A 12,084-nucleotide genomic window follows, 5' to 3' on the forward strand; every position below is an offset into this window, starting at 1 on the left:
CAGGCGCGTCACCTCTCCAAACTTGGATAGCCCGGGCAGGCCATATAGCTCCGACCTGGCTATCGTCGTCAGGCCCCAGCAATCTACGGACGGCAGTTCGCGACCGCCGTCTTGGTAGATGGCAGTTAGGTATCGTGATGGCATGGTTATAGGTACTTAATGCAGGGGGCGTTGAGGGCGTTGAAGGTTTCGCGGTTGAAGTTCGTGTCGATGAGGTTGAAGTAGCCACCGTCAACACGGATTGTCGCGCCTTCGAAGCTTCCGCCGCTCACGACCAGGTAATAGGGCCTTTGCGCCGGCTGACTGAGGTTTGTACTCAGGTAAAGCCGGAGCGTGGCACGGATGATTGTGTCGGCGTCCATTGCCTGCCGTAAAAGGTTTTGGCCGCGCCCTGTAACACCGTCAATCGCAAACGTTACCGTCTGGCTGCCGGTGTTGTCCTTCGTGGGGTATGAAACATCAATACCTCCGGCCTCGTGCAAAAGCATCCTTCCATCTTCGGTTCCAAGCAAAAGATTTTCAAAGCCAGCAGTTATGAGTACCGGCTCAGTCCAGGAATCGCTAAACAGTTCAAATGCCGGAATTAGAACCTCGCTACCTGGCGATGCGTAGCAAACGTCGAGTGGATTCATGCCTCGGGCCACTCCCTGTTTATCGCCATGTCGATGATGTTCTTGCCGAACCAGAGCTCAGGGAAGTTTTCCCAACCTGGCTCTATCAATGGCCTGTCGCGCAGAAGAAGCGTGCCCGATATCTCGTATCGGTTCACCTGGACAAGCTCGGGACCGTCATACATCCCTTTGATTTTGCAGATGTAATCCTTAAACCCCACAGGGGTTTTAAGCGCTGCCTCAAACCATAGCGTGCCGTCGACAAGCGTCCGCGCAAACCATGATTCGAAGAACGCCATTTGCGCCTCATCCATGTTCCAACGCGCACGTATGGTTGTTGGGACATAGGTGAACTTTCGGCGCTCCCTGTATCGACCTGACTCTAACTGAGTCTCCATCTTTGGGTTTTCAGTGCTGAGCTTGTATCCGTCCTGGAGTGGCAACGGCAGTTCTTTCGGGTACTTAATCATGAGCCCACCGTGCTTAAACCATATTTTTCAGCCATGGCCTGGTGCGCCGGGCCATCGCTCATAACGCTGGCAACCCAGATATCCACGATATCCCGACCACCTTCGTTTCGGCTTTGAACCTGTCCACCACGCGATGCATCCTCATGAATGTTCACCACGACCCCGGCAGACTGAGTGAGTGAAACGCCACCACCTCCGCTGCCACCTGATACGGAAACCCGCTCATTTGAGTTGATCGCCTCCAGCAGTCCACGGTTACGCTTTGTTGCCGCAGCATTCACAACGAACTCGCCATCACTCAGGCGCGCAGGGATGCTGTCTGATGTTCCGGTGCCAGGACCGGAAACGTGACCGCCAGTGCTGAAGCCCCTGGTTAGCGCGAACGCAGCCAGCAAAGCAGTCCCGCCGACGATTGCAGCGGCACCAAAGGAGCCAACAGAGGCCACGAGCGCGGCAGGCAACCATGCGGCAAGCGTGCTGCCTGCAGCTGCCACCTGGGCGGTTTGAACGGTTGCTGTAGCTGCCAGGCTGGAGGCAGTAGCTACGCCGTCAGCTGCGACCTTGGCAGTTGCGACTGCTGCAGCGCCGCCGACCTTGATGCTGGTTTCGGTGGTTGACTGGGCGATCTCCTTGGCGGAAAAGGCCGCACTGAGAGCAGAGTTGATGCCGATCTGCACACCCATCCGAATGAATCCGGAAAGGATCTCGCTGACAACCGTGCGACCGATATCACCAAGCGTGCTGAGCGACAACGAACCACTCGCCAGCGCCGTGGTAATGCTCGTTGAGATACTGCTGAACGCCCCAGAGAAGATCGATTGAGTCTGTCCTGCGATGTTCATCGCCTGCGTGCCAAAGTTCTGCATGGCCGCTGTCCACCCGTTGATAGGGTTGAGCATGGCCTGGTCCATCTGAGCCCAACCTGCTTGCATATCTGCTATGCGTAGAGGAAGGAACTCGCGCTGCAGGTCAATTTGCCCTTGCAGGTCCTGACGCTGCTTCTCTGTGGTGGCATTCGACAACTCCGTTTGCAGGGCAATGATCGTGTCGTTTGTCTGCTTCTCCAGTTCGATGCGTTTTCGCATCCGCTCGGATTGCTGATCGCCCATTCCTACAGAGGCCGCGTCGAGCGCATACCCTTCACTCTCGGTACTGCGCTTTTTCTCCAGCGCCGCCCGGTATTGCTCGGCCTGGGTCAGGCCCTGGGCACCCTTGATGGCTGCGGCGTAGTTGATGGATACCTGGGCCAGGGCCTGGTTGTATTCGTCTTGAGTGATTTTCCCTTTCGACAGCAGAAGAGCCAACTGCCCCTGCTTCTCTACGTACTCCTGAAGCGCAAACTTGGCTGGCTGTGCTGCCTTATACAGCCCATCAAACGCCGTTTGAGCGGCGCTTAGTTTGCTGGCAAGGCCACTTTCAGCCTTTGGCTTTTTGGTCTTTGTGTCTGTGTTGCCGTCGATCTGGTCCAGAACATCCTGGACCATCTGCGCGACAGTTTTGGTCTGCGCTTTTGCTTCCTGCTTCGGTGGCTGAGCCTGGCCGAAGGTAAGCAGCGAAGAGCCCTGAAGGTTTTGCTTGGGCTGATAGGTCTCTACGAGCGATAGACCCTTGGCATAGCGAACCGTCTGGTCAATAACCGTCTGGATTGCATCAACCTGGCGCTTCGCGCTCGACTCCGCCTGCTCTGCCATCTTCTTCATGGACTGTGCTTGGCTTTCGGTCTGAGCCTTTATCGCCTCCGAAGCAGTTATAGAAGCTGTCAGCTGGACTTTGAGGCGCGACTGCTCCTCGGCTTTGCCGTCCTTGACTGCCTGCTCATACTTCTTCAGAAGGTCAGTCTGCTGTCCAATCAGGCGCGCATATTCGATTTGCTGAGTATTGAAGCCGGCCTTCGCAGCGCTATAAGCGGCCTCCTGGGCGGCGTTCGCCCCAATCAGGTCTCGGGTCTGGGTCAGCTGGGAGATGTATTTATCCCATGCCTGTGCCCCACCCGATACCGCGGCAGAGGTTGCAGACTGAGAATCAGCTAGAGCTCGCGCACCCGCCGCCGCCTTGTCAAGAGGCTCCTTGCTCTTCCCAAGCAAGGCCTGGAAATCGGCTGCCTTCTGGCTGCTGCTTGAGTACGAAGCAGCAAGCTTGACCAACTCTTCACGGTAAACGGCGGATACCTGCGTGTTGCTGCTAATCCACCCTGTAAGCGAGTCAAGAGAGCGTTGTCCAGATTTAACCTCATCGAACATCCGCTGAAATTCGCCGACAGACTCGACGCCGGATGCGCCAACTGAAGACAGGCCAGCCTGTGCGCGATTGAAATAGTCGTTAAGTGCACTGGTGGCCAACTCCAGAGCTTTACGCTCAGACTCCATCCACGTTGCGGACTGGTAACGCTGCTGCTCGGCTGTCAGCTTGCGATACTTATCAATCGAATCGTCAAGCGTGAGGTTTTGGTCGATTAGCGATTGTGTCGCGCTATCACTGCTAGTGGCGAAGTACAGTGCGGCGCCGGCGGCGACCGTGATGGCCGTGGTCAGCAAGCCAATAGGGCCACCTGCCAGGCCGAGCAATGCGGAAGAAGCTCGAGCGCCGGTACTTTGCGCAGCATTAAGGCGTAATTGTGCTGCACTTTGTGCCGCGACTGCAGCGGTGTCAGCTTCTCGCGAGGCAACCAATGCCACGTTTGCGGCAGTCACTCGAGATTGAGCGATGGTCTCGGCGCTCAAGGATTGGTTATGTGCAGACTGAGCTGCCGTTTGCTGAGTGGTTACTGCCGCCTCCGCCAAACGGATTTCAGCCAGGCGAGCCAAGGATTGCTGACGACCAACATCGGTAATCTGTGAACGCAGACGCTGCTGCTCAAGGGTTCGATCTGCGACAAGCTGGGCCTGAACCGCCTGGATCTGCGCCAGCGCATTAGCCTGGAATGCTCTGGCTGCCGCTGTTTCCACCAATGTCCGCTGCGCAGTCGCCAACGCCGCGGCCTGATCGGCGACAGCGCTACGGCTTGCCTGTGCGGCAGCGTCTGCTGCCGAAAGCGTTGCTTGACGTTCTGCGACTATCTGCGCTTGCGTGGCAACTATCGCGTCATAGCGGGCCTTTGCTGCTGCCGCCAAAGAAATGAACAGCCCGGTACCAACCCGGGCGGCGTAGGCGCCGGTAACTGCAATAAGGGCGTCAATATTTGACACCAGGCCCTGGAACCCTTGAACCCCAATGCTTGCGATGCTCGACAGGGAGGTAGATAGGGTCTTGATGTTGCTGATGATCTCCGGAGAGGCAAACGCCTCTCCCAGAGATTTCACGGAATCAATGGCCGGCTGGGTATCAACCTGACCAATTGCGGCGAGAAAGTTGTTCTTCAGCACCTGCGATGCACGCTCGAACAAAGGCGGCATGGTGGCCACTTCTTTGTTCAGGGACGAAAGCGAGCGCAGCAGGGAGTTCATCACGATTTCGGATGTGATCTTGCCCTCGGCAGCCATAGCGCGGATCTGTCCATTGGACACGCCCAGGTACTCGGACAGAGCGCGAGTGATACGCGGCGCCTGTTCCATTACGCTGTTCAGCTCTTCGCCGCGCAGAACGCCGGAGGCCATAGCCTGGGAAAGCTGAACACTTGCGGCTGTAGCCTCAGCCTGGGTAGCGCTCGACACCAGGAACGCCTTGTTGACCGCGTCCGTCGCCTTGAGCAGCTGCTCCTGGGAGAAGCCTGCACCACGGGTGGCGTTCGACATCCGGGTGAACAGCGTTACGGTGCTTTCCAGGCTTGAGCCTGTGGAGTTCGCCATCGCCTTCAGTGTTTCGAAAGTGCGGGCTGCCTCGGCGGTCGAGGTGCTGACCAGGTTGATTTGGCCGGACATGGTCTTGAATCGATCAGTCATCTCCAGCAGGCTGCTGGCTAGGCGACCAACACCGATCCCAGCCAATGCGCCTGCCGCAGCCTTTGCAGCCGATCCAAGCCCGCGAACACTGACCGTAGCCTGGGAACCAGAGTTTTGCAGGCTGTTCAGGCTACCTCTGAGCGCGTCGACCTGCTGTTGAGCGCTTCGCGAGTCGATGATTATCGCGAGCCGGGATTCCTGCGCCATAACTTTCTCCAGGCGTAAAAAAACCCGCTCGGTGGCGGGTTTGTGGTGTTTATTTTGGCGCTATGGCTCTGGGTTGACCTTGATCATCAACTCACCAGCGCCTTGCTGCCGGCCTTTTTTCGGCTGGACAATCCATTCTTTTGCGCCAGGGATTTCCGGCTGTAGCGATCTGGCGATGGCCAGCGCCCTGTCTGCTACCAATTGCTGCATGGTTAAAAGCGCGGCTACTTGAGTGGAGTTCATTTCGTGTCCTCGGCAGGCGGTTACGACACAATGTACATTATTTCTTCGGCGGCTTCGGCGCGTCATTTTCCTGCTGTGCCTCCCAGCTTTTGCGGAAGTCATCGTCAAGGGCAAAAATGGCGGAGTCGAACTCTTCGCGATTGATCGCAGATGGGTACCTGACTAAGTAGTCGCCGATGGCGGCTGGACCGATTGGAGCTGGCGCCCCCATCATTCCCACGTACTGCCGAGAGCGGCCTATGATTGCGTAGGCCTGAAGTATTTCGGCGGTCACGCCATCAATTACAGGCGCTTCTGGAACGCCACCCCCTAAGCGCTCTTCTTTCCAGCGCTTTTTCTCGTTTGATTGGCCTGCCCAGTCGCGCCCCCACTGGTACGCCGCGAGGGCTTTCCCACGGTTCCGGCTACCTTCTCTTCGGCACGCGTGGCGATGTCGCTGGCAACCTTGAGGGCGATGAAATACACGTCAGGGCGCACAGCGATGAGAAGCTTGCCGCGCTCCTGAGTGTATGGAGTGTCGACACCTGGCGCTTCGGCCTCCTCCACTCCCTCCCAATCAAGAATCAGGTGCTTGCAAACTAGATCGACCAGCATGTCATCCATGCTCTCAATCTCGGATATTTCAGTGTTCGCTGGATCAAAACCATCCGTGCCGACACCGTAGCGAGAATCCACCACCGCCTGGTGCCGCTGGATCAGCGCGTGGTGAGATTTGAACTTTGGGTTGCCGGCTGACCCGATCTTGATCTTCACACCCTTGTCGATATCGACCCAGCGCGTGCCTTCAAGGTCCAGCTTTGGAGCCTGAGTAATGACGAGAGCCATAAATTCCTCTGCGGTAAAAGGCCCGGCGCGCACCGCAGGGCGCACCAGGCAAAGGGTTTAAGCGGTTATGGTGATTGTTGCGGTGTCGGTTTTGGTGACATCCGCTTTACTGGTGGCGGTGATGGTCGCGGTACCAACGGCCACACCTTTGACCAGGCCGGTGGCGCTGACGCTTGCCTTGGTTGCGTCGGAAGTGGTCCAGGTAACCAGCTGGCTTGCGCCCACAGGAGTTACGGCAGCCTCCAGGTCCACCGTGGCGCCCACGGCAACGCTGGCGGTGCCAGGGCTGATATCTACGGCGGCGATGACGATTGGCGCTGGCAGACGGGTGATGCTCGGCGGCACGCGGCGACCGGTGTAGCTCAGCTCAACCTGGATGATGTCGGTCGAGCCACCGTCCGGCCAATCACCGCTTACTTCCATTTCTGGCAGGAGGAAGGTGTAGCCGCCGTCAGCGTTGTTCAGCGTGAACTCGAAGCTCAGTGCGTCGCCGGCCTGCTGCGACTTCCAGTAGTTGTATGCGGCTTTCGACCAGCTCATGGTGATAGAGCCAGACGGGGTGAAGGTGGTCGGGATGATGTTGCCCGGGAACGGGTTGCCGTTACCGATGCAGCGCTGAGTCTGGACGCTGTTGTCGAACTGCAGGTTGAAGCTGTCGACGCAGGCATTGTCCTCGCCCAGCTGCACGCCGTTGATCTTCAGACCAGTCACGTCCTTGAAGCCGTAGCGCCGCTGGCTGACTTCCGACAGTGGGTTGACAATGAAAGACGTGTTGTCAGCCTTGTCGTCCCAGGCGATCGCGGCAAAGGTGGTGGTTACGTTGATCTCGTTGTCGTTCGGGATCTCGAAATTCATCGTCGCCACTTGGGCGCCTCGGGCAATGGCAGCAATGCCGACATCGCTCGCGTACGAGCCAATCGAGAACGAAATCCGGTCATTGCCCATGGTAAGGACGTTACCGACCCAATCCTTGCCGAAGCAGGAGGCCATGAAGTCGTCCAGCGCGCCGAAACGCAGCTTGGTCTCAACGTCGCCACCCACGTCCACGGTGGTCTGGGCTGTGCCCTGGGCCATCCGGTCAGCGCCGATTTCGTTATTCTCTTCCGAGTTGTAAGTCGGCAACAGGCCGAAGCTGACCCGGGTCAGGACATTCCAGTCGCCGGGCGGGGTGATTCCTGGGGTGATCTCGCGCTTCCACGCGGTTGAGACCTTGGCACCACTGGACATGGGGTGTTTCTCCTATCAATAGGCGTAAAAAAACCGCCATGTGGCGGTGAGTGTGGCGGGCTCAATAAGCCCTGTATGGGATTTGCAAGTTGACCTGGTACCAGCCAAGGCCGTCGTCGCCTACAACCTGTGCAGAGGCGGCGAAGCAATCAAAAGGACCAGATGGGTCGCTGTAGTACTCGAAGTGCTGCACAAGCGTGTCAGCGGCTCGCGTGATGGCAAGAGTGCCCTTGTAGGCCGGAACGAATAACTGAATGACGATGATCCCTGTTCGACGAACGCTCGGGCCTAACCCTACCTCTGGGGCACTGGATAGGCCCGGTACGTCTGCGAGTCTGGCCCAGATCGTTTTACCCGCTGGGTCAAAAGGCTGCGGGGCGTTCGGATAATCGACGGAACTTGCTGGAATTCCTGCCCACGCTGTCATGCGGCCTATGACGATGCCGCGAATCTGTTCAAAGGTCATCAGCTGTACGCCTGTGAAACGCCATGGAAAGCCACCCTGTAGATACCGGCGGGCGCTTGCTTGGAATGACCATCCTCGAGCTTTTGGGCATAAGGCAGATTGGTCTGGATGAACACCTGGGTGAATGGCTCAAGCCCAGTTAAGGCAGATAACCCAGCACTGGTGGTGCTCCCGCCGCTGCGGTCCAGTCGCCCGGAATCTGAATAAACCGGACTGCCGATGCTGATTGTGTGGCTTCCACGGAAACGCCCAGTGTCCACCGGCGACCGGAGAACCACTTCGCCCAGCATGGCCATGGCGATGATCCGCACTCTCTTGACGATGTTCTGTTCAACCACGTCAGCGAACAGCGCCGGTGGGGTACTCCATCCGCCAGCCATGGCTATTTCCTCAGCTGAATTTCGTAATGCGCTTTTGCTGGATCGATGCCAGGGCTAACCACCTGGTAAGCGACCTGCGCGCCGGTGAGCAAGTCGGGAGCCGTGATCTTGTGGCCAACAGCAGGAATATCGGTTGTTTCGTTGGCCAGGCAAATCAGCAGTACATCGCCGACCTTGATGTTGATGTTGTCGATGCGCCGGCTGTCGTACCTGTCCAGAACGCCGCGACCGGTGTAGGTGACGGGCTGGGAGGTCGTCTCTTCGGTTATCGTATCGCGAACACCTGGACCCATATACTCACCGGTAAAGGAGGTCACGGACTCAGCGAATACGCTATCGAATAACGCCCCGAAGATTTCCTGCATCTCGTCGCGCATAGTTAGCCCTTATGGAATATCTGGCCTGGCAGCGGCAGTTAGCGGTTTCGTCGTATCCCGCGCCCAGCGAACGGTCACCTGGATAATTCAATAGAGCTCCGGCGGTACTCACAAAGGGCTCTCCAAGTTGGCGCTTTTGCCCTTGCATGCCTGAGTGACTGTGCCTGACCTTCTCGTCACGACGCGTGTCCCAGTCCTTGGTTATGGCCTCTATAGGTAGACCGCGCTCCACCAACTGCTGATAGACACGGTCACGTCCGGCACTGAACGACTCGAGCGCCTCAGTCCTGGCGATCATTTCCGCATGGGTTTGAAGTAGGCGGTCGGAGTAGCGGCCAGCAATGCGCTCCACATCGACCTTGTTGACGGCCTTCCCTGCCTTTAGCGCCCGAAGAACCATCGAGTCGAATCGGCGGTCACGGCGGGTGCGAGTCAGGTACTTCTTCAACTGCTCGCGATCACCGCTCAGTAACTGGGTGCGCGCATCGGCGACGTACTGAGCGAAGTTTCCTGGGAGACCTACAGAGCCACCAGTCCGCTTGCCCGTCTGCTTGCTAACTCTGCCAGCCAAGTCCAGCGCGATCTGCCTGGGCGACCTACCAGCCTGCAATCCAGCCGAAACCGTTACTCGCACCGAGTCAACCAGGTCACGATCCATCTGAGCCTTGAGCGACGCGATGTGATCGCCAAGCCATGACTCGGCGGCTGGCGCCCTAACATCGAATTCAGGTCTCCCGGTCGCCTTTGGCACTTGCTTGGTTTCGTAAGCGCCGCCGGCCATGTATCCCGACCGGATCAGCTCAAACAGAAGCCCAAACACACCAAGAGTCAGAGCATCATCCAGGGCGCTCTGACTATTCGACTCGATGTATCGCTCGATTTCCGCTATCACCGCCGCATCGACTACACCGCGCACCTGCTCAAGGTAAGCCCGCTGCATCTTGGGCTCCATACCCTCGATCTGGCGCAGGATGTCTGTCTGATTCACACGGTCACCACGAAAGGCAATGGGCAACGAAGGATCATGATCGGGCCAAGGATGCTGTTGATCATACCGATCACCGGCTTGTTTGGCTGTTCGTCTCCATCCTCCGGCCCGAAGAACTCGGTTTCCAGCGGACCAACCTTAGCGCGCTTGATGGCCATGGACGCGATGTAGTCCGGATTCAGGCTCCCAGGCTTGACCAGCTCACGCAGCGCCCCCTCATAGGTAGCCTGCTCAATCTCGCGCGGCACCTCGCCATCTAGGATAGGGTCGCCAGACCGATCGACTGCTCCAGTACGCGGCCATTGCAGGGCTTGCGCCCTACCACCAGCCTTACGGCCAGGGAATGACAGTACGCATCCAGTCGTAGGCAACTGAGTGCCAATGCCATCGATGTAGGCTGATGCTCGCGCCAGGGCTTCTTCTTTGGCCTGCTCTGTGGCAGCCGCCCAAGCGGCATTGCCACGGGCCGAGTGGTAAGCGTCAGCGCCCGCCACGGTACCGTAGTAGTCAGCCATCATCATTCTCGAATAGGTGGAGCGGCATGCGCTCCGGTTTTGCGGGGTATTACGCCTTGGCGGCGGCCAGTGCGGCCTGCAGGGCTTCCAGATTTGCTTCGGCGTCGAACTCAACGTTCAGCGCCTTCAGCTCGTCGATGACCTTCTGCTTTTCGGCAGCGGCAGCAGCCTCGGCTTCTTCCAGCTTCTTGCGCAGGGTTTCGACTTTGCTGTTGCCAGCGGCATCGATGCCCAGCGCCTTCAGCTTGGCGAGCAGCTCAGCCTTTTCGTCGCCGGACGGAGCCTCGACAGCCTCAAAACTGAGGACATCGATTTTCTTGGCCTGCTCGAGCTCTGCCTCGGTCAGGGTCAGTTCCCGGCTTGCACCGATGCCGATCATCTTGATCGCACCCATGGACCAGAGGCCGCGCGGGCAGGTCCCGCTGTTCGTGACTTTCACTTTCATGACAACCCCCTTATGCAGGCTCGGACACGCCGTCCATGTACGCCATGGCGCCTGGCAGACGAACTTCAACACCGCCGGTGCGCGCGATGATGCCGGTCTCGAAGCCCATGATGGTCTTCTGATGAACCGGCAGCACCATGCGAGGCATTGGCAGGTGGAAGCGGATCACGTCCAGAGCGCGACGGTACGCGGCGATACGACCACCGCCACCAGTGCCTGCGGTCGACAGCGAGTCGGCCGTCAGGATGGTCAGCGGGCGACCGGTGCGCGCGGTGTAGACGTTGGAAGTGCGGAAGCGCTCCAGGATGGTCGGACTATTCGCTTCGGTACCGACGAAGACGGTCGAGATGTAGTCCATCACCTCGAGAGGCAAGGCCAGGGTATCGGCCAGCTCTACGTTGTTCGACGCCTGCGGCACCACCTTGAGCAAGGTGTTGAGGTCGTTCAGAACCTGTTGCGGTGTCTTGTCGACGAAGAGCTTGGAGCTGCCAGTGCCGGTGGCCGCAGCGGTGATGGTCTGCACGTTGGACTGGTTGACAAAGCCACGCCAGTTTTTCTCGGTGCTACCGGTGGTGGCGATGTCGTAGAGCAGGCGCTCGGTGGAGCGACTTGCCGACATGGCTTTCAGGTCGTTCAGGTTGCGGCCATACAGAGCGGCCTGATTGACCTCTTCCAGATTCCACTCCCAGCCGGAGCCGATCATGGCGTAGTCGTGCGAGCCTTCGCCCCACGAAACGTTGTTGAACGGCATGTCATTGGCGGCGCCGGACAGGAACTTGGCTTCGCCCGCGAGTTGCATGCTGTAGAACTGGGTCCCGATCCCCCACTGATTGCCTTCGGTTACGACAGGCATCAGGTCGCGGTAGCTGTATTCCGGGTAGCGAGCTTCATAGATCGCGGTTTCGATGTTGCGGCCTTGGGCTACAACGAATGGCAACGCTGCTTGAGCGTCTGCGAATGCTTGTCGCATGTTATGCGCTCCGGTTCTTGAGGGAGATTTCCACGATGTCGCCGGCGGCACCAGTGGTGTCGAAGAACGCGCTCGGGATCGGACCAACAATGCCGGCGCCGGCAGCGTTGGTGTAGGTGTTGGTGGCGGTCACGTAGTAGACCGGATCGCCATCGACCACCGGCGTGCTCACCGTCACGTACATCTGGCCGCGCTCACGAATGGACGCGGTGAAGTACTGCGGGTAGCCGTCGACCAGAGTCGATCCTGCCTTCACGGCAGGGACGGCCGGTGTCAGCTTGGCAATACCGACGAACTTGCCGCCGGCTGCGAATGGAACAACGCCATGGTCGCCGGCGCCGCGCTGGACTGGCTCGCCGAAGCGGACGCCGGCAGCGTTTTCGATGGTGCGGCTGATGTCGTTCTTGATCTCTTCGTTCGCCGAGGCGCCATGAAGGCCCTTGGCTGGACGATCAGGGTAAGTCGTTTGATAAGCGGCCATG

14 protein-coding genes and 1 pseudogene are annotated in these 12,084 nt (G+C 58.6%); all 15 read right to left on the reverse strand.

The window, feature by feature from the left end; genetic code table 11:
- Positions 1-146: 146 nt before the first annotated feature.
- The 15 genes and pseudogenes from ACWHXD_RS19705 to ACWHXD_RS19775 all read right to left on the reverse strand — a co-directional run bounded on the left by ACWHXD_RS19705 (position 147) and on the right by ACWHXD_RS19775 (position 12,083).
- Positions 147-632: a DUF1833 family protein gene (locus ACWHXD_RS19705; protein ID WP_499084542.1), complete on the reverse strand. Its 486-nt coding sequence runs from the start codon at positions 630-632 to the stop codon at positions 147-149.
- The gene (locus ACWHXD_RS19710) at positions 629-1,081 is read right to left on the reverse strand and encodes a transposase (protein ID WP_499084545.1); all 453 of its coding nucleotides are present in this window, start codon (positions 1,079-1,081) and stop codon (positions 629-631) included. The genes ACWHXD_RS19705 and ACWHXD_RS19710 overlap by 4 nt, the downstream gene beginning before the upstream one ends.
- Positions 1,078-3,447 carry a phage tail tape measure C-terminal domain-containing protein gene (locus tag ACWHXD_RS19715; protein WP_499085069.1) on the reverse strand — a complete coding sequence of 790 codons (2,370 nt, stop codon included), beginning with the start codon at positions 3,445-3,447 and terminating at the stop codon, positions 1,078-1,080. The genes ACWHXD_RS19710 and ACWHXD_RS19715 overlap by 4 nt, the downstream gene beginning before the upstream one ends.
- A gap of 966 nt (positions 3,448-4,413) precedes the next feature.
- Positions 4,414-5,166 (reverse strand): annotated as a pseudogene (locus ACWHXD_RS19720) (tape measure protein); the annotation flags it as partial.
- Positions 5,167-5,226: 60 nt separating this feature from the next.
- Positions 5,227-5,409 carry a hypothetical protein gene (locus tag ACWHXD_RS19725; RefSeq protein ID WP_499084547.1) on the reverse strand — a complete coding sequence of 61 codons (183 nt, stop codon included), beginning with the start codon at positions 5,407-5,409 and terminating at the stop codon, positions 5,227-5,229.
- 309 nt (positions 5,410-5,718) lie between these two features.
- The gene (locus ACWHXD_RS19730) at positions 5,719-6,234 is read right to left on the reverse strand and encodes a phage-derived protein YdaY family protein (RefSeq protein WP_499084549.1); all 516 of its coding nucleotides are present in this window, start codon (positions 6,232-6,234) and stop codon (positions 5,719-5,721) included.
- A 57-nt stretch (positions 6,235-6,291) separates the two neighbouring features.
- A complete protein-coding gene (locus tag ACWHXD_RS19735) occupies positions 6,292-7,461 on the reverse strand; it encodes a phage tail tube protein (protein ID WP_499084551.1) in 1,170 nt (389 codons plus the stop codon).
- A 61-nt stretch (positions 7,462-7,522) separates the two neighbouring features.
- On the reverse strand, positions 7,523-7,927 hold the full coding sequence (locus ACWHXD_RS19740) for a phage tail terminator-like protein (protein WP_499084552.1): 405 nt from the start codon (positions 7,925-7,927) through the stop codon (positions 7,523-7,525).
- Entirely contained in the window at positions 7,927-8,307 is a 381-nt protein-coding gene (locus tag ACWHXD_RS19745; RefSeq protein WP_499084553.1) for an HK97 gp10 family phage protein, read from the reverse strand. Before ACWHXD_RS19745 ends, ACWHXD_RS19740 begins: the two co-directional genes overlap by 1 nt.
- 2 nt (positions 8,308-8,309) lie before the next feature.
- Positions 8,310-8,684 carry a glutamate 5-kinase gene (locus ACWHXD_RS19750; RefSeq protein WP_499084556.1) on the reverse strand — a complete coding sequence of 125 codons (375 nt, stop codon included), beginning with the start codon at positions 8,682-8,684 and terminating at the stop codon, positions 8,310-8,312.
- Positions 8,641-9,672 (reverse strand): phage minor head protein, encoded by a 1,032-nt coding sequence (locus ACWHXD_RS19755; RefSeq protein WP_499084558.1) that lies wholly within the window; start codon positions 9,670-9,672, stop codon positions 8,641-8,643. The genes ACWHXD_RS19750 and ACWHXD_RS19755 overlap by 44 nt, the downstream gene beginning before the upstream one ends.
- A complete protein-coding gene (locus ACWHXD_RS19760) occupies positions 9,669-10,187 on the reverse strand; it encodes a DnaT-like ssDNA-binding protein (protein WP_499084559.1) in 519 nt (172 codons plus the stop codon). The genes ACWHXD_RS19755 and ACWHXD_RS19760 overlap by 4 nt, the downstream gene beginning before the upstream one ends.
- 49 nt (positions 10,188-10,236) lie before the next feature.
- Positions 10,237-10,632, reverse strand: a complete 396-nt coding sequence (locus ACWHXD_RS19765) for a hypothetical protein (RefSeq protein ID WP_313872707.1) — start codon at positions 10,630-10,632, stop codon at positions 10,237-10,239.
- Positions 10,633-10,642: 10 nt separating this feature from the next.
- The gene (locus tag ACWHXD_RS19770; protein WP_499084562.1) at positions 10,643-11,602 is read right to left on the reverse strand and encodes a DUF2184 domain-containing protein; all 960 of its coding nucleotides are present in this window, start codon (positions 11,600-11,602) and stop codon (positions 10,643-10,645) included.
- Between the two features lies 1 nt (position 11,603).
- Positions 11,604-12,083: a structural cement protein Gp24 gene (locus tag ACWHXD_RS19775; protein ID WP_130887457.1), complete on the reverse strand. Its 480-nt coding sequence runs from the start codon at positions 12,081-12,083 to the stop codon at positions 11,604-11,606.
- Position 12,084 lies beyond the last annotated feature (1 nt).

This window comes from Pseudomonas fjordensis (assembly GCF_976987115.1).